Origin of the sequence: Flavobacterium tegetincola DSM 22377, assembly GCF_000425485.1 — a bacterium.
GTDB classification, from domain to species: Bacteria; Bacteroidota; Bacteroidia; order Flavobacteriales; family Flavobacteriaceae; genus Flavobacterium; species Flavobacterium tegetincola.
The window spans coordinates 46,319-70,241 of sequence record NZ_AUDN01000026.1; the positions used below are offsets into that span (position 1 = coordinate 46,319).

Genomic DNA, 23,923 nt, shown 5'->3' on the forward strand with positions numbered 1-23,923 from the left:
ATGTGTATAACCTCACTCCAAGCTTACTATTTTCATTTACAGCAAATGGAGTAGTTACTAGGATGAATCAAACAATGCAGTTGGAACTTGGAATAACTTTTTCCGAAAAAAGTCACCTTCGGATAGACGATTTTTTAACCGTAGGAAGTAGAATATTTTTTCAAACCCATTTTATTCCGCTGATAAAAATGCGAGGTTTTGCACAAGAAATTTATTTGAGTTTTAAATCTGCCAATGGATCACACATACCTGTATTATTGAATGTCAAAAGGCAAAATAATATGCATTTAGAAGAAATGCATTGTGGTGGTATGATTATTTCCAATAGAAATCGTTTTGAGAAAGAACTTTTACTCGCTAAAAATGCGGCGGAAGAAGCAGTTTCCAAAAATGTACAGCTTTTAAAAATTCGTTCTGAACTGGAACTCCATCAAAGGGAATTAGAAATGCAACTTGGAAAACTATCGGCTTTGCATAGGCAACATCAAAAAATTCTTAAAGTTATAGCACATGATTTACAAGAGCCACTTCGCAAATCTGTTTTTTTTGCAGATTTAATTAAAAGTCAGAATCCGGAATTACCAGACAACGTAAATGATAAACTGGATCGCATCATTCTTTTCAATAAACACATGCGTCAGATGGTGATCAGCTTGCAACGCATTGAAGAGCTAGAAAATAAAACACCCAATTTTCAAGATGTCGATTTAGAGTCGTTAATTGAAAAAGCAGTCACTATTTCGGAGGTTAAAAGGAGCAATAGTGATATTAATATTGAACTTTCAAGTCAATTTTTTCAAGGAGATGCCGAACTGTTAAAGAATATGTTTGTTGAATTATTTCTGAATTCGGTGCGGTTTATAAATCCTGAAAATGCCATTTTATTAATTCAAATATCATCTGTCACGGTGCAGCGAAATGTTTATGTGGAGTCGGCAGAGCGCTATTTATATGAAGATTTTATAAAAATAACCTTTTCCGATAATGGAATTGGATTCAATACCGATTCTTCTGTGGTTTTCAAAATCTTTCAGCGTGGAGAACAGTTTGATCGAATCAGTCCAGGTTTGGCCTACTGCCGAAGAATTGTTGAGTTGCATCACGGTTCAATAATTGCAAAATCAATTGGTGGAAAAGGCGCTGGTTTTACACTCTTCATTCCTGTAAAGCAAAAGTTGTTTTGATAAAAGGATGGTCGATTGGCTAATTTGTGAAATCCTTTAGGATTTTTTTTTAAAAAATAAAGGGCAAAATTGCTGCAACAAATTATGCAAAAGAACAATCGCCGTCGCCAAAATGCATTCGTACGTCGTTAAAATCCGTTGTATTAAAGGCTTTTGAAATGATCGAATGTTTGATTTTTTTGGTTTTGTACAAGAAAACGCTTGAAGCTTTTAAGTTTGCGCAAATGGCTTCGTCGTAGCAAATGATTTCTCGCGTGTTTTGGGCAATAGCCTGTAATTTAATGATATTTGCAATATCAATTACAGAATTTGAAGGATCATAATACGTAAAAAGGACTTTTAAAACATAATTTCGCTTTTGCAATACGACAAATCCAATGCAACTGTCTTCCTTTAATATCTTTAGGAAAGAAATTTCAAACGATTTGTCGTACATCGAAAATTCGTATTTGTCTTTTTGTGTGAAATTTAATAATGGTGCCGATTGAACCCAGTTGTACGTTTTTAACCATTCAAAAAAAGCAAAACCTTTGTGAGAAAGATCATTTTTATTGAAGCGATTGATTAATTTTAAAGTCTCTTGATCAGGTATTTGCAAATAATCTACCGAAATCCCTTGCAATTTATTTGCGATTGATTTCTTTTGAATGACTAATTTTAAGTTGACAAAAAAGTTAATAAAATGATCTGAAATTTTAAATATGGACTCAAATTTTTTCAAATTCGGATAAATTGTTGGAATAACAAAAGTCAAATTACTTCGTAAAACGGCTTTAATACCCACGTTTTCTTTTAAAGTGGTAAAGTAGCCGGATTTGTCGTACACTCTTTTTGCACTTGGCGTAAACTGCGAAATTCCTATTTTTCCATTTAATTCCGCATACATGCCATTCAAAATTTCACGACCGATTCCGCTACCTTTGGTTTTGGGATGAACCCACCAAGTGGATAGCCAACCGATTTTATTCTGAATGCTGTCAATAGTTATTGTATCTGTAAAAACGCCCATGTAGCCCACTAATTCTGCATTCAAATACGAAAGTAGCAGGACAATATCATCGTCTTTTAAGTTTGGATTTTTAAAATGTGCATAAAGTCGGTGCTTGCTAATGGACAAAAAAGAGTGCTTCCAGAACATTTCATCTGCAAGCAAATCAAGTATGTCTTTTTTTAATATTTTCTTTAATTCAATCACGTTCTTTTGATATTATAGGTTCCAATCAGTTTGTTAAACGACTTGTAAAGGTTTTCGGTTACAATTTGTCTTTCAGTGTCTTTATGTGGATTTTCCAATGAAAAACGTTGAATGATCCGCTGGTCTATATCTTTTTTTAATCCAGAATTTCCAAATACCTTCAGATCTTTATCGAATTCAAAAAGTTCTTGCAGCAGTTTTTTAGAAATTAATTTATCTGAAAAGGGAAATGCAAAAAACGAATATTTTATCCCGAAATTTTGCTTCAGCCATTGGATCGAATCAATAATTTCTTTCTTTTGTTCCTCATGCGAAAGTTGGTGCAGCGGTGGATGATCCATAGTATGTCCGCCAAAATAAAATCCAGCATCCATCATTTCTTGAATTTGACTTTTGGAAATATAAGGCTTTTCAGTTTGCAAATACATTTCGATATCCAAGTTCAGGTAGTCCAAAACTTCGTTGACTTTTTCACGATCTGCATATTTGATGCTGATGATTTTCTTTTTGAAATCCGCGGTCGAATCAAAAGTAAAGTTTAAAATGCTGCTAATTTGCCTTAAAGTTTCGATCGGAAAATGGTTCTTCTTCAAATGCGTAATGATGATACTGATGTAATGTTTGTACAAACCCACGGTGTTGTCCACAAAATTTGGATTTATAAAAAACACAGCACTGATGTTTTTTTGTTTTAAAATCGGAAAGATAACACTGTAAATTTCTTCCAATCCATCATCAAAAGTAAGTAAAAAGGTATTGATTGATTTCTGATTTTCAATTAAATCTTTGGGATGCATGGCTTTATAATTGCCCACTAAAATTTCTAAATCATGGGAAAATTGCTGTGTGTTTTTAAATTCATATAAATGTTCAATATGTGCAACAGATTTGTCTTTTACCAAATGATAATAAGGGAAAATGCTTTGGTTTTTAAAAGCACTTAGAAAACTTTTACTCGCAGATTTGTATAAAATATTTTTTACTATTCCCATAAATTATCTTTTCAATGAAAAGTGTGATTTAATTATTTGTTCATATAAATAACGGTAATAACGATAATACGAGACTTGTACTTTGTACCAAATAGTTTGTAAAAATAGTTTTTTAAATTTAGTTAGACATTCTCAAATTTCACTTTGCCACAAGCATCATAATAGAATTATTGTGGCAACTATCTTTCAAATCTAATTATCCTCGAAACAGAAAGAAATCATCTTTCATATCCTCGATCAATCCGTCTTCATAAGTTACTATATAATCAATTGCCTTTGACGTAAACGTTTCACCTTTTTTAGTTAGGGAAACTATATTGTTATCAATGCGAATCATATTGTTTTTTAAGGCTAAATTAAGTACCGTTTTACTGCGTACTTTTTGCCAATTGATATGCTCATTTAAATGATTGACATGGCGTTCATTTTCTTCACTGTGATTTTTGAGATGCAATAAAAAGGTGATGAGGTAGACTTCAATACGTTGTTGTTTTTCCCGATACAACACCGCAATTAACCCTTTGCTTGGCGCGAATAAATACACTGCAAGAAATACAATTCCCAACATAGTGGTCATACTTCCCGCGATAGATGCGTCTAAAAAATGCGCAATCCAATAGCCTGAAATGGCGCTAAAAACGCCAAATGTTGCGGCAAGAGCAATCATTTTCTTTAAATCAGTAGTCAAAAGATAAGCAGAAGCGGCAGGAGCAATCATCAAGGCCACTACCAAAATAGCACCAACAGCATCAAACGCGCCAACAGTAGTTACAGAAGCAACGCTCATCAAACCGTAATGCAAAATGATTGGTGAAAAACCTAAAGAAGTAGCAAGTCCTGCGTCAAAAGTGCTCAATTTTAATTCTTTAAAGAAGGCAAGTAGCAGTAAAATAGTTACAAATAATATGACGCCAATGACCAAAAGGGCTTTCGGACCCAAATCCATTCCATCGTAATAAATGCGGTCAAACGGTGTAAAAGCCAATTCTCCCAACAGCACGGCGTCAATATCAAGATGAACATCGTTAGCAAATTTTGCAATTAATATTACTCCAATGCTAAAAAGTGCGGGAAAAACCAATCCGATCGCTGTATCTTCTTTTACTAATTTTGTCTGCTGGATTTTCTCTACCAGCACAACAGTTAGAACTCCAGTTGCCGCAGCCAATAAGATCAGCCAAGGCGAATTTAAATCTTGCGTCAAGAAAAATCCCAAAACAATTCCTGGTAAAATGGAATGACTTATGGCATCGCTGATCATTGCCATTTTTCGCAACACCAGAAAAGTTCCCGGAATCGCACAAGCTATGGCTACTAAGCTTGCAATGAGTTGTATTTCAAATTGGGCACTAGTCATTTTTCTGATTTTGATTGTATAAATTTTCAGCTGTTTCAAAGCCCTCTGGTGTCAAGCTCCACATTTCTCCGTCCAGTTTAACGTAGTTTTTTTCGACTAAATCGCGAAGCCCTTTTTTGCTAAAACCTTGAAAATTATTTAAAATTTTAATGGCATGAGGATGTGAATTGTTTTCATGATCCTCAACAATATTGTACATAAAGGCGAGCGTTTTCTGCAGTTCCAGATCGTTTCTATTTTTGATCAACCGAATTTGTCTAAACAATAAACCACGATTTGGTGAGAAGATGAACGAGAAAAGCACAAAAACAGAAGCAACCAAAACAATCACAGGTCCTGTAGATAAATTGTTTTGGGTAGCACTAATTGCCGTACCTAAAACACCGGCACTTGCTCCAAAAATAGCTGCGATAAAAACCATGACTCCCAAACTATTCGTCCATTGTCTCGCTGCAGCGGCTGGAGCCAGAAGCATCGCACTCATAAGTACCACTCCGACGGTTTGTAGTCCCAAAACAATGGCAAGAACAATAAAGCTGGTAATCAAGATGTCTATAAATTTGGTATTGAACCCCAAAGTCAATGCATAATCTTTGTCAAAAAGAAGAATTTTAAATTCTTTCCAAAACAATAATAGTACAATCAGGCAAAGTCCAGTTACAATGGTCATTAACCATACATCACTTTCCACTAAAGTAGCCGCTTGGCCAAAAAGATATTTGTCTAATCCTGCTTGGTTGGCATTTGGCTGTTTTTGAATAAAAGTCAGCAACAACATTCCAAAACCAAAAAAAACGGATAAAATCAAACCCAATGCGGTATCTGATTTTAAATGGGTTTTAGTGGTAATTCCGCGTATCCAAAATGTACCTAGCAGTCCGCTAATTAAGGCACCAATTAATAATACGTTGGTATCTTTTGAACCTGTTATTAGAAAAGCCAACGCAATTCCAGGTAACGCGGCATGAGAAATAGCATCGCCAAGCAGACTTTGCTTTCGTAAAACGGCAAAACTACCCAACATTCCAGTTACCGCTCCAAGAACTGCCGTTCCTAAAGTAATAGTGCGAAGTGTGTAATCGCTTGAAATTAATTTTATATATTCTAAAACGTCCATATTTTATTTTTGAATACTTACTTTATAATTGATTCCGTACGTTTTAGTCAAATTTTCGTCATTGAAAATATCCTTCACTGGACCAGTGGCAATTTTTTTTACATTTAAAAAAGTCACCCAATCAAAGTACTCAGGAACTGTTTGCAAATCATGATGTACCACCACAACCGTTTTTCCTGCTTTGCGTAATTCTTTTAAAATATTGATAATAGCCACTTCCGTTGTAGCATCCACACCTTGAAAAGGTTCGTCCATGAAGTAAATGGAAGCGTCTTGAACCAAGGCTCTTGCCAAGAAAATACGCTGTTGTTGACCGCCGGAAAGTTGACTAATTTGCCGACTTTTAAAAGACAACATTCCTACTTTTTCAAGTGCTTCCAAAGCGCGTTTTTTCTCATTCGCTCCAGGACGTTTGATCCATCCCAAACTTCCGTAAGTACCCATCATTACTACATCTAACGCAGTGGTGGGAAAATCCCAATCTACACTTCCTTTTTGAGGAACATAGGCTACTTTTTTTCGTTGCGAATCATAGGGTTTACCAAAAATTGTAACACTTCCCGCAATGGGTTTTAGTATTCCGAGAATTGACTTTATCAATGTCGATTTTCCTGCACCATTTGGGCCAACAATTGCCATTAAAACGCCTTCGGGAATTTGTAAATCAATATCCCAAAGTACCGGTTTGTAATTGTAAGCTACGGTAAGATCATCTACTTTTACTGCTATTTTTTCCATTATTTTAAAGCTGCTACAATGGTGTGGACATTGAATTTTAACATTCCGATATAAGTTCCTTCGGGTTTCCCTGGATCTCCAAGCGCGTCTGAAAATAAAGTACCGCCAATGACTACGTTGTGATTTTTTGAATTCACAGCTGCTTGTAACGCTTCAATGGTACGTCTTGGAACAGAACTTTCAATAAAAACCGCTTTCACTTTGTGCTCTATAATATAGGAAGCAGTTTTTTGAACATCTTGAACTCCTGCTTCAGTTGCGGTTGACAAACCTTGTAATCCAACTACGTCAAATTCAAATGCTTTTCCAAAATAGTTAAATGCATCGTGAGCGGTAACTAGTCTTCTTTTATCAACTGGAAGCGTAGCAATTTCGGCATCTAATTCAACTTTTAATTGTTCCAATTCCTTCACATATTTTTTGGCATTAGCCATAAAATAAGCTTTATGTTCCGGTTGGGCTTCTGAAAGTTTGTTGGCAAAGTAAACGGTAATTTGTTTCCAGTATTCTACGTTGAACCAAATGTGAGGATCGTAATTAGATGCAAAAAGTGCAGAACTAATCAATTCTTTTTTATCTAAAGCGTCTGCAATGGCAACAGTATTAATCTGCTGTCGTTCCATATTTTCAAAAACTTCTACTAATTTTCCTTCTAAGTGCAATCCATTATAAACAATCATGTCTGCATTGGAAAGCTTCGAGACGTCACCTTCACTCGCTTTATACAAGTGCGGATCCACTCCAGCACCCATTAAACCTTGCACATCTACTTTATCTCCACCAATATGCTGTACTAAATCAGTTATCATTGACGTAGTAGTTACAATCCTGAACTTCCCGTTTTTAGGTTTGGTGTCATTACAACTGAAAAGTACGCCACAAATTAATATTACAAAACCTATTTTTTTCATTTGTCTAAATATATTTTACGAAGTTACTAAAATTAATTTCCACTGATAAGATTTTAAGATTTTATATAGTGAATTTTTGATACACTCTAGCAATACGATTACTTTCTACTCAAATTGTATCTATATAATTGAAGTATTCGGAGTTTAAATTTTTGCTTGTGCAAAATATAAAGGATCAATTGAATTTAAAAGGGGTGCTGAATTTTGATGTACTATTTTTAAATTTGGGATAAGAAGCCTCACTTTAGGTAGGGAAGTAGACGCTGGTATAATAAACGGATAGATTACGAGCTCTATTTCGCTATGGCAAAAAATAGCTGTACTACGTTTGTTTATAAAAAATTTGCAATATTAATTTAAATTATTGATTTATATGTGATTAAGTTTTTTTATTAGGTAGACAAAAGTTAAAATCGTACTAAAAGCAATCAATTAAGGAAGAATTGTTCTACTTTTGACCCGTAATAAAAAACACAATTATGTCAAATCAAGTACATCATCATTTTCATTCTGGCTCTCAAGCGAGGTGATTTTGATATGTAGTACACTATAATTTCTAATCCCGTTTGAGTAAATCAAACGGGATTTTTTTTTATAATCTTTCTCTTCCGATTTACTCCAACAAATATTTAAAAACAAAAATGAGTAAATTAAAAATTGCAATCCAAAAAAGTGGTCGTTTAAGCGAAAATTCTCTGAATCTTTTAAAAGAGTGTGGTATTAAATTCCCCAACGGTGGCGGAAAATTAATCACAGAATCAACTAACTTTCCAATAGAAATTCTTTTTCTTCGTGACGATGACATTCCGCAGTATGTGGAACAAAAAGTAGCTGACATTGGAATTATCGGCGAAAATGTTTTTGTGGAGAGTGCCAAACAAATTGATGTTATTGAAAAACTAGGATTTTCTTCATGCCGTTTAAGTTTGGCCGTGCCAAAAGAAACTGAATATTCTGACTTGAGTTATTTCAATGGCAAAAAAGTAGCAACTTCATATCCCGTTATTTTAGAGAATTATTTTCAACAAAACAACATTTCCTCCATTATCGAATTCATTTCGGGAAGTGTTGAAATTGCCCCAGGAATCGGACTTGCCGATGGAATTTGCGACATCGTAAGTAGTGGTAGCACGTTGCGTTCCAATGGTTTGAAAGAAGTGGAAAATGTAATGAACAGTCAGGCTGTTTTAGTTGCTTCGGAAGATTTGGACGCCGACAAAAATGAAATTCTACAGAAATTATTGTTCCGCATCCGTTCGGTTCAAAAAGCGAAAGAAAACAAATATATTTTGCTGAACGCTCCAAATGATAAGTTGGATGAAATCATCAAAATTCTACCAGGAATGAACAGTCCAACGATTTTGCCTTTGGCTGTAGAAGGATGGAGTAGTTTGCATTCAGTTATCGGCGAAGATCAATTTTGGGACGTTATTTACGAACTGAAAAATGCTGGTGCAGAAGGAATTTTAGTTGTACCAATTGAAAAAATGATTGTCTAATTTACAGTAAATCGATATATGAAAACCTATATAAATCCCCCGTCAAGCGAATGGAATTCGTTAATCGAAAGACCTAATTTTCCTGCTGAAAATTTAGACGAAAAAGTCCGCGGCATTATCGCTAAAGTTAAAACCGAAGGCGATGCGGCTCTACGCCAATTTTCCAAAGCGTTTGACAAAGTGGAATTGACGGAATTAAAAGTCACCGAAGCGGAAATCGAATTTGCAGTTAGTCAAATTTCAGACGAATTAAAAGATGCCATTGCCGTTGCCGCAAAAAATATCCGAACCTTTCACGAATCACAAAAAAGTGCAGAGGCTGAAGTTGAAACCATGCCAGGAATTACGTGTTGGCGTCAAAGTGTTGCCATTGAAAATGTGGGTTTATACATTCCTGGAGGAACGGCTCCTTTGTTTTCTACGATTTTGATGTTGGCTATTCCAGCACAAATCGCAGGTTGCAAACGACTGGTTTTATGTACACCACCGGACAAAAACGGTAATATCAATCCAGCGATTTTGTACACGGCTTCGTATTTAGGAATCAGTGAAATTTACAAGGTGGGCGGAGCTCAAGCTATTGCTGCTTTGGCTTTTGGAACGGAAAGTATTGCAAACGTGAATAAAATTTTCGGTCCTGGAAATCAATTTGTAACTAAAGCGAAAGAATTGGTGCAGCAAAATGGTGTCGCTATTGATATGCCGGCGGGTCCAAGCGAAGTTTTGATTATTGCGGATGAAAATGCCGATGCTGATTTTGTGGCTTCGGATTTACTTTCACAAGCGGAACACGGAGTGGACAGCCAAGTAGTTTTGGTTACCAATGATGCAGATTTAATTGAAAAAGTAGAAATTGCTTTGCAACAACAATTGCAACAATTACCGCGAATGGAATTTGCCAAAAAAGCATTGGAAAACAGCTTTTCAGTAGTTTTGGATACGATGTACGATTGTATTGATTTCAGCAATCTATACGCTCCAGAACATTTGATTTTTGCAGTAAAAAACAGCATAAGTTACGTGGGTGAAATTCAAAATGCAGGTTCGGTTTTCCTTGGTAATTATTCTTGCGAAAGTGCTGGAGATTACGCAAGCGGAACCAATCACACGTTGCCAACCAATGGTTATGCTCGAAGTTACAGCGGGGTTTCATTAGATAGTTTTGTAAAGAAAATTACGTTTCAAAAAATCACTAAAATGGGATTGCAAAATATTGGAAAAACAATTGAAGTGATGGCAGAAGCAGAACAATTATTTGCACATAAAAACGCTGTTTCCATCCGATTAAAAAAGATTCAAGATGAAATGAGCATTACTGAAAAGTCCTTTCAAAATAGATGAATTTATGCGAATTGCACAAGACTATTAAAAATCAATAAATATATACGCGTGAAAAATAATGAGCGAAAATTAGTTCGGAAAAATATTCTAAATCTTGCTCCATATTCAAGTGCGAGAGATGAATACGAAGGAACAGAAGGTGTTTTTCTGGATGCCAATGAAAATCCGTTTGGAACGTACAACCGTTATCCGGATCCACAACAGAATAAGTTGAAAATACGTTTAGCAGAAATTAAAAACGTGAAATCAAATCAAATTTTCCTTGGAAACGGAAGTGATGAAGTGATCGATTTAGCTTTCCGAATTTTCTGTGAACCCAACATCGACAAAGCATTGACGTTTACGCCAACCTATGGAATGTATGAAGTTTCGGCAAATATCAATTCAGTCGATTTGATTAAAGTTCCCTTAAATAAGGAGTTTCAAATTGACAGAAATAGTGTTCAGTCTTACTTTTCGGATGCAAATTTAAAATTAATTTTTATTTGTTCGCCCAATAATCCTTCGGGAAATTTGATTCAATCGGAAGATATTGAATTCATTTTAGAAAATTTCCAAGGAATTGTAATCATTGATGAAGCGTATGTTGACTTTTGTCCAGATGCAACTTTTGCTGCTAAATTAATACAATATCCAAATTTAATTATCAGCCAGACGTTGAGTAAAGCGTGGGGTTTAGCAGGACTTCGATTGGGAATTGCGTTGATGAATGAAGAAATTTTAAGTTTTTATAACAAAGTTAAAGCACCTTACAATATCAGTTCGGTGAATCAAAAAATAGCTTTAGAAACTTTAAATAATAGAGAAGAATTTCAAGAAAATGTAAAGGCGATTTTAACTGAAAAAGAAATACTCATTCAAGAGTTGCAAAAGATTAAAATGGTTAAGAAAATTTATCCGTCTGACGCCAATTTTTTGTTGATTGAAGTCGAAAATGCGAATCAAATTTATGCACAATTGATTGCAAAACAAATCATTATTAGAAATAGAAATTCAGTTGTTGAGAATTGTGTCCGGATTACAATCGGAACTGCTGATGAAAACAAAAAATTAATAAACGCTTTAAAAACAGGTTCCAATGGCTAAAAAAGTATTATTTATCGATAGAGACGGTACAATTATCAAAGAACCGGAAGACTTTCAAATTGACAGTTTTGAGAAATTAGAATTTCTGCCAAACGCGATTTCCAACCTTGCCCGAATTGCCAAAGAAATGGAATTTGATTTGGTTATGGTCAGCAATCAAGATGGTTTGGGGACGGATTCTTTTCCAGAAAACACGTTTCACCCGGTCCAGAATTTTATCATTCAAATCTTGAAAAATGAAGGTGTGAATTTTGTAGATATTTTCATCGATCCTTCTTTTGAACACGAAGATAAGGAAACGCGTAAACCGAGGTTGGGCATGTTAGGAAAATATGTTTATGGCAATTATGATTTGGAAAATTCATACGTCATTGGCGACCGCATGACCGACATTAAGTTGGCTGAAAATTTAGGTTCAAAATCCATTTATATCAGTGATGATGCAGCAGCAAATGCAACTTTAACCACAACAGATTGGAATGAAATTTATCAATTTTTGAAAGAAGTACCGCGCATTGGAAAAGTAAATCGTAAGACTTTAGAAACTAATATTTCGGTGGAAGTAAACTTGGACGGAAGCGGAAAATCAGTAATTGAAACAGGTTTGCCATTCTTTGATCACATGTTAGAACAAATTTCAAAACATGGAAATTTAGATTTGAATGTTCAGGTAAAAGGCGATTTGCACATTGACGAACACCACACGGTGGAAGACACTGCAATTGCTTTAGGAGATGCGTTTTTGCAAGCTTTGGGAAGTAAAAAAGCGATTGAACGATACGGATTTATGTTGCCAATGGACGATTGTTTGGCACAAATTGGTCTCGATTTTGGTGGTCGACCGTGGTTGGTTTGGGAAGCGGATTTTAAACGCGAGAAAGTGGGCGATGTGCCAACCGAATTGTTTTTTCACTTTTTTAAATCATTCAGCGACCAAGCCCGATGCAATTTAAACATTAAAGCGGAAGGTGAAAATGAGCACCACAAAATCGAATCCATCTTTAAAGCTTTTGCGAAAGCGTTGAAAATGGCGGTTAAAAAAACAGAGAATTTCAACATCCCAAGCACCAAAGGAACGTTATGATAGCGATTTTAAAATACAATGCCGGAAACGTAACTTCGGTTGAAAATGCGGTTCAGAATCTCGGTTATTCTACAATTGTAACCGACGATGTTAAAGCGTTGAGGTCTGCTGATAAAGTGATTTTCCCCGGCGTTGGCGAAGCGAGCTCAGCAATGAAATACTTGAAAGAAAAAGGTTTGGATCAAGTAATTCGGGCACTTACGCAACCTGTTTTAGGAATCTGTTTGGGAATGCAACTGATGTGTGATTCTTCCGAAGAAGGAGAAACGGAAGGCTTGGGAATTTTTGATGCTAAAGTATTGAAATTTCCGGCAACAGCATTGGTTCCGCAAATGGGTTGGAATAATTTTACTTCGTTAAAAGGCAAACTTTTTGACGGAATTAATTTGGAAAATGATTGCTATTTTGTTCACAGTTATTACGCTGAAATCTGTCCAGATACCGTTGCCGTTACCGATTATATTTTACCTTTCAGTGCGGCATTGCAAAAAAATAATTTTTACGCAACCCAATTTCACCCAGAAAAATCAGCGAAAATTGGTTTACAAATCTTAAACAACTTCTTGAAACTATGAGAATTATTCCAGCAATTGACATTATCGGCGGAAAATGCGTGCGACTTTCCAAAGGCGATTATGCGACCCAGAAAACATACAGCGAAAATCCGTTGGATATGGCAAAGCAATTTGAAGATTTAGGTGTGAACTATTTGCATGTTGTGGACTTGGATGGAGCGAAAGCGAAACAAATTATCAACTATAAAACCTTGGAATTATTGGCAACCAAAACCAATTTGATTGTTGATTTTGGCGGTGGAATTAAATCGGAAGACGATGTAAATATTGCTTTTAATTCGGGTGCGAAACAAATTACGGTGGGAAGTATCGCTGCTCAAAATCCGGAACTAATGCTCGAATGGTTGCGAAAATTTGGCAATGAAAAAATTATTTTAGGTGCCGATTGCAAAGATCGAAAAATTGCTACAAACGGTTGGTTGGAAAGTTCGGGAGATGATGTAGTTTCATTTATTCAAGAGTACGAGAAAAACGGAATTGCCTACAGCATTGTCACCGATATTGAAAAAGACGGCATGCTTCAAGGTCCTGCATTTGAATTATACAGGGAAATTTTGGCTGAAACAAAAGGAATAAAACTCATCGCAAGTGGCGGAATTACCACAATTGATGATGTAATAAAATTGAGCGAAATGGGTTGCGAAGGTGCAATTATTGGAAAAGCGATTTACGAAGGAACAATTAATTTGAAAGACTTAATGCAATTGCCATGTTAAAGAAACGAATCATCCCGTGTTTGGATATCAAAGACAACCGAACGGTGAAAGGTATTAATTTTGAAAATATCGTTGACGCTGGAGACCCAATAGAATTGGCACAACGCTATGTTCTTGAAGGTGCTGACGAATTGGTTTTTCTAGACATTACCGCGACACAAGAAAAGCGTAAAACCCTGACCGAATTGGTTCGGAAAATTGCCGCGGAAATAAACATTCCGTTTACCGTTGGTGGTGGAATCAACAGTTTGGAAGATGCAAAAGCAATTATTGAATCGGGTGCGGATAAAATTAGCGTGAATTCTGCTGCGATTTTAAATCCAGAATTGATTACAGAAATTTCAAAACAGTATGGAAATCAATGTGTAGTTGTAGCAATTGACACTAAATTTGTCAACGGAGAATGGATGGTCTTTAGGAGTGGTGGCAAAATCTCAACAGGTCTAAAAGCGGTAGATTGGGCAAAAAAAGCAGCCGATTTAGGAGCGGGCGAAATTTTACTCACTTCGATGAACAATGACGGAACCAGAGCAGGTTTTGCTTGTGAAATTACTAAACAAATTTCAGAAGCGGTTTCCATTCCAGTTATTGCTTCGGGTGGAGCAGGAACTCGGGAACATTTTGCAGAAGTGTTTCAAGAAACAAATGCAACAGGAGCTTTGGCTGCGAGTGTTTTTCACTTTGGTCAAATTCCCATTCCTGAACTTAAAAATTATTTAAAAACTCAAAATATCCCAATTAGAATATGATACCTGATTTTACAAAAACAAACGGATTGCTTCCCGTAATCATTCAAGATGTGACTTCTTTGCAAGTTTTAATGTTGGGTTACATGGACGAAGAAGCGTTTAAAAAAACTTCGGAAGAACAGAAAGTCACTTTTTTTAGCAGAAGCAAAAACCGATTATGGACAAAAGGTGAAACGTCTGGAAATTTCTTGCACGTGAAGGAAATGCGACTGGATTGCGACAATGATTCGTTGTTAATAACGGTTGCTGCAGAAGGACCAACTTGTCATACTGGAGACACCTCGTGCTTTAAAACGGATACTACGACTAACTTTTTATACCAGTTGGAAAAAACAATTCACAGTCGAATTGATGGTAACGTAGCTGATTCGTATACCAACCAATTGTTTCGAAGAGGCATCAATAAAGTAGCTCAAAAAGTAGGGGAGGAAGCGGTGGAATTGGTTATTGAAGCCAAAGACAATGACGCAGATTTGTTTAAAGGTGAAGCGGCCGACTTGATGTACCACTATTTGATTTTATTGAAAGCGAAGAATTTTACTTTGAAAGATATTGAAGCGGTTTTGGCGAAACGGAATGAGTAAAGAATTGGTATTTAAAATTTTTTACCGCAAAGTTCGCAAAGTTTTCTCTTGACATGGTATTAATATAAGTTTTTAAGTTCGCAAAGGGATTTCATTTAGCTTAGCTTTTTAACAAATGGCACATATTAAACATTTAACAATGATTTTTTAATTAAATTTATTTTTATATCGTAATATTGCAATATAGAAATAACAAAGATATGGGTACGACAAAAACAGAGCATTTTACGGAAAAACAGAACGAGTTGGCACTGTTAGCGAAAGCATTAGGTCATCCTGCTCGAATTGCAATTTTAGACTATTTATCGACCGTAGATACCTGTATTTGTGGAGATATTGTAAAGGAGTTGCCATTGGCACAGCCGACAGTTTCGCAACATTTGAAGGAATTGAAAAATGCGGGATTAATTAAAGGAACGATTGAAGGAAATTCGATTTGCTACTGTATTGATGAAACTGCCTTGCAACATTTGAACACGTACATTGCCCATATTTCTGAAGGAATTTCTAAAAGAAAGACTTGTTGTTAACTACTAAATTTTTAAAAAATATGAATACCAACGAAGAGATTAAAGAGATGGTAAAGCTAAAATACAGTGAAATTGCTTTACAAGACCAAGCAACGAACGATAGTTCTTGTTGCGGAAGTGGCGGCTGTAGCACTGAAGTGTACAATATTATGAGTGACGAATACGATCATTTAGGTGGTTATACGTCGGATGCGGATTTGAAATTGGGTTGCGGATTGCCAACGGAATTTGCTAAAATTCAACCCGGAAATGTAGTAGTAGATTTGGGAAGTGGTGCTGGAAACGATTGTTTTGTGGCACGCCATGAAACAGGTGAAAGTGGAAAAGTAATTGGTGTAGATTTTACCGAAGCGATGGTAGATAAGGCTAGAATCAATGCGGAAAAATTAGGTTTCAATAACGTTGAATTTCGATTGGGTGATATTGAAAAGCTGCCTATAACTGCAAATGTTGCTGATGTTGTAGTAAGTAATTGTGTTATGAATTTGGTTCCCGATAAGCCAAAAGCATTTGGTGAAGTATTTCGTATTATGAAATCAGGCGGTCATTTCAGTATTTCCGACATTGTTTTGACGGGAGATTTACCTGAAAAAATTAAGAATGCAGCTGAAATGTATGCAGGTTGTGTAGCAAGTGCGATTTTGAAAGACGAGTATTTGCAAATTATTAAAGATGCAGGCTTTACAAATATCCGACTGCAAAAAGAGAAGCCTATAATTGTTCCGAATGATATTTTAAAAAACTATTTGTCTGAGGAAGAAATGAAAATTTACAATTCTAAACCGAATATTATTTTCAGCATCACAGTATATGCGGAGAAATTAGCCAACAGTTGTTCACCAGAAGCAGGTTGTTGTTAATTGCTCAAAAAGTGTTAAACCATCCCATTTGAATTATTAAATGGGATTTTTTTTGCGGCAAAAGCAATAGAGGTTCAATTTTTGCTTTATAGTGTTGGAAAAATATAAAATGCTTTTTAATGATTCGAATTTTCTAGTTCGACAGTAACTAAAAAGCTGTACATATTATATTTTTATTAAATTTGACACGTCTATATTCAAGAATGAAATTGCGTATAATCAACGAAAACTAAAGTTATGTATCAATTAAATTACCGTTCTCAAGCTCGAAATGAATTTCAAACAGAAGATTTGGATGCGATACTTTCCACGGCAAATTCCAAAAATGCTGCTTTAAATATTTCCGGTTGTTTGGTTTTTCACAACGGCTATTTTGTGCAGATTCTTGAGGGAAAAAAAGAAGATGTGATTGAATTATTTGAGAAAATTAAAGCAGATGACCGCCATCACAATATTTCGTTATTAGGCGAAAACAGCATAGAACAGGCGTATTTTCCAGAGTGGAATATGGCTTATTATGAACCTAATGACCAAAGTGTACGACACTTTGTATACAATATGATCAGCATGGCCGAACTATCTGATAAATCTACGCAATCATTACAGACATTTTGGGCCGAGGTGCGGAAAGTGCTTTTGGGCGGTTAGTCAATTTAGGCTTAATAAGATATTTTTCTATTTGCATTTAAATGATCTTTCTTGACAATTAATTAGTAAAATTGCCTTATTTTTGGGCATAAATTTCTCCTTTTGGTTTCGAATTGGTTCGATAATTGCTAATGCATATCAAGATTTAATTTTAAGTATGATGGATGAGTTAGTAAATGTTTTAAACGAATTATCGAATGGCACAACACAATAAATCAGTGAATAATAGGATTTTAAACAATAGATTACATGTTTTTAACCGCTATTATAAAATAACCAAATTTTATTCTTTTTTGCGAAGTACGGCAATAAAGGGTGGTATTGCTATTGTTGTATTTGTAACAATATTACTTGCTTTAGAATATTTCTTCCTGGATTTCAACGCGATGTTGGATAGTCTTGTAACGAATTATTCTCCAAAAGTTATTTTTTCATCCTTTCTATTATCGGAAACGATTTTAGGATTGGTGCCGCCTGAAATTTTTATCGCTTGGGCTTCAAAATCTGCTTCACCATGGCTGTTCTTGTTTATTTTAGCTACAATGTCATATTTAGGTGGAATTATTGCCTATTTCTTAGGAAATCGATTGTTCTTAATTCCAGCAGTAAAAAACCATATCGAAAATAAAATTGCCATTCACATCAATAATTTAAGAAAGTGGGGTGGATTGTTTGTTTTCATTGGAGCAATGTTACCTTTGCCGCATTCCATTGTGAGTTTAGCATGTGGATTAATAAAATACGATTTTAAGAATTATCTTCTTTGGGCGTTGTTCCGTTACGTGCGTTTTGTAATCTACGCATTAATTATCTTTCAAATTTTTTAGTACATGAATTGGTTTAGAAAACTTTACGATTGGATCATCGGCTGGTCAGAATCCAAATATGGCCCTTTGGCATTATTCCTTTTAGCATTTATCGAATCTATTTTTTTTCCAATTCCACCGGATATTTTATTAATTGCTTTAGCTTTAGGTGCTTCGGGCAAAGCTTTTAAATACGCATTTATTTGTACTATAGGTTCTGTTTTAGGTGCATTCGTGGGGTATTATATTGGAAATGTTTTATGGCTCACTTCTACGGGAGAATTTTCTTCGTTTGCCAATTTCTTTTTTACAAACGTTCCAGGATTTTCACTTGAATTATATGAACGTATCAGAAGTCTTTTTATAGAATGGGATTTCTGGGTTGTTTTTACAGCGGGTTTTACACCAATTCCATATAAAGTATTCACAATCAGTTCTGGAGCTTTTGAAATCAACTTGGCTATGTTTGCTATAGCTTCACTTATCAGTCGAGGAGCACGTTTTTTCTTGATCAGCTGGTTGATCTGGAAGTATGGTTCAAGTATCAAAATGTTTATCGAAAAGTACTTTAATATTTTAGCTTTAGCATTTACAGTGCTCTTAATCGGAGGATTTGCCTTGATAAAATATCTGGGTTCTTAGTACGGATGTAGATAATTTTGTGAATGAAACCTAAAGTTGAGTCAGTTAATGATATTACCTGATGCGATCAAAGAATTATTATTTTGCTAAAAAGCGATTTTGGTTATTTTTTTTCTAAAGCTCCTTTGCTAAGCGAGAAGTATTATGTATTAAAATTTTCTGAACTTAATGCTTCGCTTTGATGAAGAGGGCAAATTGAATTTTTCCGTCACATAGTTTATTCAAATTTTCGACAAGAGATAAATTGGTTTATAAATCAAAGCCACTATTTGACTTCAAATAGTGGCTTTTTTTTGAAAAAGTATGTTTCACAACTTTAGCGCAAAGGGTAACCTTCCTCTCCATTTCTTTTTAATTTCAATCGATAATCATCGCAACTGTCGCATCTTCTGCTGGATTGCCAAATTAAGGTAATTTCGTGAATTCCTTGAGTTCTTCCTAATTTCGAAACATTCCAATCGTATGAATATCCAAATGTAAATTCGCTTGCTTTAAATGATAATACGGGATTTACGGATGTTACTAAGTGACTGTTCTCACTTTTTCCTTCAGGATTAGTCGCTACAATTACACCTAAGCCAAAACGTGTAAAATCTACTATTGTGCCTACATCCAGTCGGTTGTATTGACCTTGTCTCATGTAATTTGCAGTCAATAGCAGCGTTGAGTTCTCAGGTAAAATGCTTCTTGGGCTATTTGCAAAATCAACATAATAACCTCCATGAACGGAAAGGAACATATCAAGTGGCACATTTCCAAACTCTCGAAAAGCAACATTAGGTCGGTTTAAATGTTTTACGGACAATCCAATCCACGCGTTTTCTTGGTCAAATTCTATTCCTGCAGCTACGTCAAAAAAGTTTATTTTATTTCTGTAATCACCCACACTTGGGTCGCTTGTAGTTGGGTTAATCGCGCCAGTGTTGCTGTTAATTTGGTCTTCCAAAAGTAAATTCTGGAAGTTGTAATCTTTTCTCCCAAATCCAGTTTCAAGTCCAAATCGCACGCGCCATTCATAATTAATGTTGACCTTGTACGAAATAGCGGTATTTATTTTGAAATAATTCAAGTTGGTAAACACTTCATTTTGATTCAGAACTGTCATCCCTAAACCTACTTCATCACTAACAATGGTATTGACATAGGCAAATTGTGTATCCATTTTCCGATTGCCATCGGGCCATTGCCTCCGGTGTACAAATCCGGCATTCCATGTGTTGGAAATCCCGGTGTAAGCTGGATTTAGTGTTTCGGGAAGTAGATAATACTGTGTAAATATAGGATCTTGTGCCTTTGCTTGGAAGGAACAAATTAGTAAGAGTACAATAATTAATTTTGATTTCATTTGGTGTGGCGTTTATTTTATTAGTACAAATGTTTGGTTTTCATAAACAATGGTACCGTAAAAAGTTTCGGCAGCCACTTTACTGTAATAGTTTCCATTCTCGGCATTGAAACCTTTAATTTTTCCATCCCACCCTGTAATTACATTTCCTTTTTCGGAATAAATTAATGAACCCCAACTGTCATAAATGTCCAATACTATATTGGAAAGATTTTTAGTCACTGGCCTAAATTTGTCATTTACGCCGTCGCTGTTTGGTGAAAAAGCGGTAGGTACGACCAAAATGTAACCCTTTTCAATGGATAAAGTCATGTTGTATTTGTAAACGCAACCAAACGGATAGGTTACGGTTTGAGTTACCAAATAGTCTTTTTCGATGGTGTACGTGTGGATTGGATTTAATTCACTTGAATAAGTACCGTCGCCAAAATCCCAAAACATCGACTCATAATCTCCTGTGATGTTACTTGAAAATTGGATTGCATCGTTTATGGAATAAAATCCAAAAGAGGTGTAACTGGTAGACATGGTTTCAAAAGACGAGAAACCTATTACCGGATTGTCTACGGTTACCGTATAAATTTGGCTACAGCCTAAACTATCAAAAACGGTGAGTAAAACAGTTCCATTGGTCTGGGTAGTCATAATCTGTCCGTTGTCACCGCTGAACGTTCCGCTTGACCATTGATAGGTAAAGGGAGGCACGCCGCCAGATGCTTGCGCTAGAAAATTTTGAGCAACTGTTCGAGTCGTACAATCAAAATCAGTTTGCGTTTTGACATTAATAGAAATCGGGGCAGGTCTTATTAAACTATATTGTCCAGAAGCGGAACATCCTTTTGCATCAATTACTGTTACCGCGTAATTGCCTTCTAGTAAGTTGTTTAAATCTTCAGCAGTGGAACCACTGGACCAAGTATAAGTAAACGGGGCCGTTCCTCCTGAAACGATTAAATCAATTGCACCACTATTCGCATTGCTGCAATTTGTAGGATTTGTAAGATTTGCCGCAAGAACAAGCGGTTGAGGTTGGACAATAATAAACGTTCTTACAATTACGCAAGGTTTTCCGTCGGTAATTGTTGCCGTATACGTTCCCGGTGAAAGGTTATTTCTGGTTAAACCAGCGGTACTTCCGTCATTCCATGTTAGGCTTACAGGCGCGATTCCTCCAATCAAGTTAAGGGCAATACTTCCATTGTTGGCACCGAAACACGTTACATTTTGAACAACTGGATTTACAGTAAAAATTGGAGCTTCTGGAATGTTAATTGTAGCTGTTTTAATACACCCTAAATTATCTGTGACTGTGATCATATAATCTCCAGCAGAAAGATTATTTTGGTTTAAAACAGTTGATAAATTGTTCCAAGTAAAAGTGTAAGGCGCATTTCCACCGCTAATTGTGGTGGTAAGTGTTGCATCATTTGCTCCATAGCAGGATATTTCGGTGGAGGCAAAAGTAATTAAGATTTCTGGGGATTGGGAAAGCGTTACTTCCAACGTTTTCTGGCAGCCATTATCGTCTGTAACGGTAAGGTTATAGGTTCCAGGAAATAAATCAGAAATATTTTGATTGCTATTTATAAAGCCGTTAGGTCCTGTCCAGGAAAACGTATAAGCTGAAGCAATTGTACCTCCAACAGCATTGACATTGATAGTACCAGTTGACGCTCCAAAGCAATCAATATTGTTTTGATTTACTAAAGAGACAACCAATAACGGAGGCTCCGTAATGGTGAAAGTTTGTGTTTTTGGTCCACAATTGTTTTCATCTGATACAGTTACGGAATAAATCCCTGGACTTAAACTGGTCAAATCTTGTGTGTTTGCAAAAGGTAAAGTGTTTTTCGTCCATGAATAAGTAGAGCTACCCGTTCCACCTATGATGGATAAATCAATCGTACCGTCGTTGCTTTCAAAGCAAGTACTGTTGGTTTGGCTGTTAGTAATTATTAAAATGTCATCAGGTTGCGTAATGATATATGAATTCGTGAACGGACAATTTCCAACGTCATCAATCGTAATCGTGTAAGTTCCAGGTTCAATATTTGAAAGGGTTGTTGCCGAGGAGGTAAAGCCATTTGGTCCAGTCCACGAAATTGCATAGGGAGAAATTCCGCCAGTAATGTTGGTACTAATTGAGGCATTATTGACTCCAAAACACGTATTATTGGTAACAGTTACATTTGGATTTATCGAAGGATTTACGGTAACTGAAACTGTAAAATTAGCACCTGCACAAACTCCTGAAGTTGGCGTTACCGTGTACGTTATCATTGCGGGACTCGTGGTAGTGTTAAGTAAGGTCTGACTGATTTCTGTTTGAGGAACTGTCTGAGCTGAAAATCCCGTTATTGTTCCTGCAGGAATCACCGACGGTTGTGACCAAGTATAAGTTGTTCCTACCGGAATTGTATTTCCATTGCCGTCAGCTGGCACTATTGAAAAGGCATTGCTGCTGCAAATCGTCTCGCTTTCACTAGCAATAATCGGAAACGGATTGATGGTAATTAAGGCAGTGTTTGAAGTTATGACTTCGCAACCTCCCGTTAATTCTGGAAAAGTGATTGTTACGTAATAATAGACGTTTTCAGCAATAGTAGTTAACGGTGCAAAAGTACTACTGGTTTGACCTGGGATTAAAGTTCCGCCTGCATTCGAATTAGTAGCATTTGAAAACCACTGATAAATTGGCGTTCCAGTTCCGTTGGTAAATGCAACTGTTAACGGTGTTGCCACTTGATTGACACAGTAAGCACCATCTTGCGGCTGAACATTTATTGCCGGTGCTGGATTTATAATGACTGTTGCTGTATTGGAAGTGACGCTACAACCTGAACCAGTAGCTTGATTTACTACACAATAGTAATAAGTGGTTCCTTCAAGAGCTGTTTGTGGAACGTAAGAATTCGTAACAGCGCCTAAAATTAGTGTTCCTGAACTTGTATCATTCATTGTTGAACTGTACCACTGGAACGCGTATAAATTTTCTAATCCGCCTGATGGGATGATGGAAAGAATTACTGGCGTTGCGTCTTGACATAGCGTTTGAACGGCAAGAGGTTGTGTACTTACTGTAGGATCGGCTACAATTTCTATTTGTGCAGCGGCGCTTTTAATTGCGCCACAGCCATTTCCGGATAAAGCTATCTCTACGTAATAATAGTAGTTTCCAACGGTAATAAAAACAGGTGGTGTGAAATTATCGGCAGTAGCTCCTGGAATAGCAGTACCCGTCGAGGTATCATTGGTACTGTTAGTAAACCATTGGTACGATGCAACTCCAGTACCACCAAAATAAGAAGCGGTTAGCGGAATTGCAATTGTTACACCTACACACAGTTTTTGAAAGGCAAGTGGATTTTGAGAAATTATTGTTGTTGGATTAATTGTAATCTCTGATGTATTCGTAGTTACAGTTGCGCAAGAACCAACTATTCCAGAAAAATTTATGATACAATAATAATAGAATATTCCTTCTACAGTAGATGTAGGGCTAAACGTTGGATTTGTCTCGGAAGGTATTAATAAACCTGATGAAGTGTTGTCAACGTTATTTACGTACCACTGATAAGTTGCGCTTCCTGCCTCATTCTCGAGGGAGACAGTTAGTATTGGCAAAATTGCACCAACACAAGCAATGTTAGAAATGGGCTGAATAGAAGCAGTGGGAGATTGATTGACAATTACTGAGGAAATTGCACTTGTAGCATTACAACCTAATGTAGATTGTGTAATTAAGCAGTAATAATGTTTAGTGCCAACGGTCGCAGTCGGCGGAGTATAGGATGCAGAAGTTGCTCCCGTAAGCAAAGTCCCACCACTTGTTGAATTTAAAGTATTGCTGTACCATTGATAATTAAAAGTTCCATTTCCGCCCGTTGCTGTAACAACCAAATCGGTGGGAATTGCATTTGAACATAAAGTTTGCAGTGCAATAGGTTGCGAAGTAATTGTTGGA

The 23,923-nt window shown here is 36.1% G+C and carries 22 protein-coding genes; 14 read left to right on the plus strand and 8 right to left on the minus strand.

Annotated features, from left to right (window positions below; all coding sequences use genetic code 11):
• Positions 1 to 62: 62 nt before the first annotated feature.
• Positions 63 to 1,184 (plus strand): sensor histidine kinase, encoded by a 1,122-nt coding sequence (locus H602_RS0107845; RefSeq protein ID WP_026977519.1) that lies wholly within the window; start codon positions 63 to 65, stop codon positions 1,182 to 1,184.
• A gap of 82 nt (positions 1,185 to 1,266) precedes the next feature.
• On the opposite strand, the gene H602_RS0107850 is transcribed toward H602_RS0107845, so the two are convergent.
• The 6 genes from H602_RS0107850 to H602_RS0107875 all read right to left on the minus strand — a co-directional run bounded on the left by H602_RS0107850 (position 1,267) and on the right by H602_RS0107875 (position 7,494).
• Entirely contained in the window at positions 1,267 to 2,379 is a 1,113-nt protein-coding gene (locus H602_RS0107850; protein ID WP_026977520.1) for a GNAT family N-acetyltransferase, read from the minus strand.
• A complete protein-coding gene (locus H602_RS0107855) occupies positions 2,376 to 3,371 on the minus strand; it encodes a polysaccharide deacetylase family protein (RefSeq protein WP_026977521.1) in 996 nt (331 codons plus the stop codon). The genes H602_RS0107850 and H602_RS0107855 overlap by 4 nt, the downstream gene beginning before the upstream one ends.
• 196 nt (positions 3,372 to 3,567) lie before the next feature.
• Complete coding sequence (locus tag H602_RS0107860) at positions 3,568 to 4,728, minus strand: metal ABC transporter permease (RefSeq protein ID WP_026977522.1); 1,161 nt, start codon at positions 4,726 to 4,728, stop codon at positions 3,568 to 3,570.
• Positions 4,721 to 5,845 carry a metal ABC transporter permease gene (locus tag H602_RS0107865; RefSeq protein WP_026977523.1) on the minus strand — a complete coding sequence of 375 codons (1,125 nt, stop codon included), beginning with the start codon at positions 5,843 to 5,845 and terminating at the stop codon, positions 4,721 to 4,723. The genes H602_RS0107860 and H602_RS0107865 overlap by 8 nt, the downstream gene beginning before the upstream one ends.
• A gap of 3 nt (positions 5,846 to 5,848) precedes the next feature.
• Positions 5,849 to 6,583: a metal ABC transporter ATP-binding protein gene (locus H602_RS0107870; RefSeq protein ID WP_035759166.1), complete on the minus strand. Its 735-nt coding sequence runs from the start codon at positions 6,581 to 6,583 to the stop codon at positions 5,849 to 5,851.
• Entirely contained in the window at positions 6,583 to 7,494 is a 912-nt protein-coding gene (locus tag H602_RS0107875; protein ID WP_026977525.1) for a metal ABC transporter solute-binding protein, Zn/Mn family, read from the minus strand. Before H602_RS0107875 ends, H602_RS0107870 begins: the two co-directional genes overlap by 1 nt.
• A gap of 641 nt (positions 7,495 to 8,135) precedes the next feature.
• Between H602_RS0107875 and hisG the strand changes: the two genes are divergently transcribed.
• The 13 genes from hisG to H602_RS0107940 all read left to right on the plus strand — a co-directional run bounded on the left by hisG (position 8,136) and on the right by H602_RS0107940 (position 18,614).
• Positions 8,136 to 8,993, plus strand: a complete 858-nt coding sequence (hisG, locus tag H602_RS0107880; protein ID WP_026977526.1) for an ATP phosphoribosyltransferase — start codon at positions 8,136 to 8,138, stop codon at positions 8,991 to 8,993.
• Between the two features lie 18 nt (positions 8,994 to 9,011).
• On the plus strand, positions 9,012 to 10,334 hold the full coding sequence (gene hisD, locus H602_RS0107885) for a histidinol dehydrogenase (RefSeq protein ID WP_026977527.1): 1,323 nt from the start codon (positions 9,012 to 9,014) through the stop codon (positions 10,332 to 10,334).
• 48 nt (positions 10,335 to 10,382) lie between these two features.
• Positions 10,383 to 11,420, plus strand: coding sequence for a histidinol-phosphate transaminase (hisC, locus tag H602_RS0107890; protein ID WP_026977528.1), 1,038 nt, complete (start codon positions 10,383 to 10,385; stop codon positions 11,418 to 11,420).
• On the plus strand, positions 11,413 to 12,504 hold the full coding sequence (gene hisB, locus H602_RS0107895) for a bifunctional histidinol-phosphatase/imidazoleglycerol-phosphate dehydratase HisB (protein ID WP_026977529.1): 1,092 nt from the start codon (positions 11,413 to 11,415) through the stop codon (positions 12,502 to 12,504). The genes hisC and hisB overlap by 8 nt, the downstream gene beginning before the upstream one ends.
• Entirely contained in the window at positions 12,501 to 13,079 is a 579-nt protein-coding gene (gene hisH / locus H602_RS0107900; RefSeq protein ID WP_026977530.1) for an imidazole glycerol phosphate synthase subunit HisH, read from the plus strand. Before hisB ends, hisH begins: the two co-directional genes overlap by 4 nt.
• The gene (gene hisA / locus H602_RS0107905; RefSeq protein WP_026977531.1) at positions 13,076 to 13,795 is read left to right on the plus strand and encodes a 1-(5-phosphoribosyl)-5-[(5-phosphoribosylamino)methylideneamino]imidazole-4-carboxamide isomerase; all 720 of its coding nucleotides are present in this window, start codon (positions 13,076 to 13,078) and stop codon (positions 13,793 to 13,795) included. The genes hisH and hisA overlap by 4 nt, the downstream gene beginning before the upstream one ends.
• Positions 13,789 to 14,544: an imidazole glycerol phosphate synthase subunit HisF gene (gene hisF, locus H602_RS0107910; protein WP_026977532.1), complete on the plus strand. Its 756-nt coding sequence runs from the start codon at positions 13,789 to 13,791 to the stop codon at positions 14,542 to 14,544. Before hisA ends, hisF begins: the two co-directional genes overlap by 7 nt.
• The gene (gene hisIE, locus H602_RS0107915; RefSeq protein ID WP_026977533.1) at positions 14,541 to 15,128 is read left to right on the plus strand and encodes a bifunctional phosphoribosyl-AMP cyclohydrolase/phosphoribosyl-ATP diphosphatase HisIE; all 588 of its coding nucleotides are present in this window, start codon (positions 14,541 to 14,543) and stop codon (positions 15,126 to 15,128) included. The genes hisF and hisIE overlap by 4 nt, the downstream gene beginning before the upstream one ends.
• Before the next feature lie 200 nt (positions 15,129 to 15,328).
• Positions 15,329 to 15,658, plus strand: a complete 330-nt coding sequence (locus H602_RS0107920; RefSeq protein ID WP_026977534.1) for an ArsR/SmtB family transcription factor — start codon at positions 15,329 to 15,331, stop codon at positions 15,656 to 15,658.
• A gap of 20 nt (positions 15,659 to 15,678) precedes the next feature.
• Positions 15,679 to 16,518, plus strand: coding sequence for an arsenite methyltransferase (locus H602_RS0107925; protein WP_026977535.1), 840 nt, complete (start codon positions 15,679 to 15,681; stop codon positions 16,516 to 16,518).
• A 237-nt stretch (positions 16,519 to 16,755) separates the two neighbouring features.
• A complete protein-coding gene (locus tag H602_RS18390) occupies positions 16,756 to 17,166 on the plus strand; it encodes a BLUF domain-containing protein (RefSeq protein WP_051224273.1) in 411 nt (136 codons plus the stop codon).
• A gap of 197 nt (positions 17,167 to 17,363) precedes the next feature.
• Complete coding sequence (locus H602_RS0107935) at positions 17,364 to 17,993, plus strand: YqaA family protein (RefSeq protein WP_026977536.1); 630 nt, start codon at positions 17,364 to 17,366, stop codon at positions 17,991 to 17,993.
• Positions 17,994 to 17,996: 3 nt separating this feature from the next.
• Positions 17,997 to 18,614: a YqaA family protein gene (locus H602_RS0107940; protein ID WP_026977537.1), complete on the plus strand. Its 618-nt coding sequence runs from the start codon at positions 17,997 to 17,999 to the stop codon at positions 18,612 to 18,614.
• A gap of 316 nt (positions 18,615 to 18,930) precedes the next feature.
• On the opposite strand, the gene H602_RS18395 is transcribed toward H602_RS0107940, so the two are convergent.
• A complete protein-coding gene (locus H602_RS18395) occupies positions 18,931 to 19,959 on the minus strand; it encodes a PorP/SprF family type IX secretion system membrane protein (protein WP_051224274.1) in 1,029 nt (342 codons plus the stop codon).
• A gap of 12 nt (positions 19,960 to 19,971) precedes the next feature.
• Positions 19,972 to 23,923 (minus strand): T9SS type B sorting domain-containing protein (locus H602_RS19330; protein ID WP_051224277.1); only part of this gene is annotated, 3,952 nt, incomplete at its 5' end.

Bases quoted from the DNA above. Each gene is read 5' to 3' on its own strand.
- H602_RS0107845 (WP_026977519.1), top strand. From the start codon at position 63: ATGAATCAAACAATGCAGTTGGAACTTGGAATAACTTTTTCCGAAAAA.
- H602_RS0107855 (WP_026977521.1), bottom strand. From the start codon at position 3,371: ATGGGAATAGTAAAAAATATTTTATACAAATCTGCGAGTAAAAGTTTT.
- H602_RS0107860 (WP_026977522.1), bottom strand. From the start codon at position 4,728: ATGACTAGTGCCCAATTTGAAATACAACTCATTGCAAGCTTAGTAGCC.
- H602_RS0107865 (WP_026977523.1), bottom strand. From the start codon at position 5,845: ATGGACGTTTTAGAATATATAAAATTAATTTCAAGCGATTACACACTT.
- H602_RS0107870 (WP_035759166.1), bottom strand. From the start codon at position 6,583: ATGGAAAAAATAGCAGTAAAAGTAGATGATCTTACCGTAGCTTACAAT.
- H602_RS0107875 (WP_026977525.1), bottom strand. From the start codon at position 7,494: ATGAAAAAAATAGGTTTTGTAATATTAATTTGTGGCGTACTTTTCAGT.
- hisG (WP_026977526.1), top strand. From the start codon at position 8,136: ATGAGTAAATTAAAAATTGCAATCCAAAAAAGTGGTCGTTTAAGCGAA.
- hisD (WP_026977527.1), top strand. From the start codon at position 9,012: ATGAAAACCTATATAAATCCCCCGTCAAGCGAATGGAATTCGTTAATC.
- hisB (WP_026977529.1), top strand. From the start codon at position 11,413: ATGGCTAAAAAAGTATTATTTATCGATAGAGACGGTACAATTATCAAA.
- hisH (WP_026977530.1), top strand. From the start codon at position 12,501: ATGATAGCGATTTTAAAATACAATGCCGGAAACGTAACTTCGGTTGAA.
- hisA (WP_026977531.1), top strand. From the start codon at position 13,076: ATGAGAATTATTCCAGCAATTGACATTATCGGCGGAAAATGCGTGCGA.
- hisF (WP_026977532.1), top strand. From the start codon at position 13,789: ATGTTAAAGAAACGAATCATCCCGTGTTTGGATATCAAAGACAACCGA.
- hisIE (WP_026977533.1), top strand. From the start codon at position 14,541: ATGATACCTGATTTTACAAAAACAAACGGATTGCTTCCCGTAATCATT.
- H602_RS0107920 (WP_026977534.1), top strand. From the start codon at position 15,329: ATGGGTACGACAAAAACAGAGCATTTTACGGAAAAACAGAACGAGTTG.
- H602_RS0107925 (WP_026977535.1), top strand. From the start codon at position 15,679: ATGAATACCAACGAAGAGATTAAAGAGATGGTAAAGCTAAAATACAGT.
- H602_RS18390 (WP_051224273.1), top strand. From the start codon at position 16,756: ATGTATCAATTAAATTACCGTTCTCAAGCTCGAAATGAATTTCAAACA.
- H602_RS0107935 (WP_026977536.1), top strand. From the start codon at position 17,364: ATGGCACAACACAATAAATCAGTGAATAATAGGATTTTAAACAATAGA.
- H602_RS0107940 (WP_026977537.1), top strand. From the start codon at position 17,997: ATGAATTGGTTTAGAAAACTTTACGATTGGATCATCGGCTGGTCAGAA.
- H602_RS18395 (WP_051224274.1), bottom strand. From the start codon at position 19,959: ATGAAATCAAAATTAATTATTGTACTCTTACTAATTTGTTCCTTCCAA.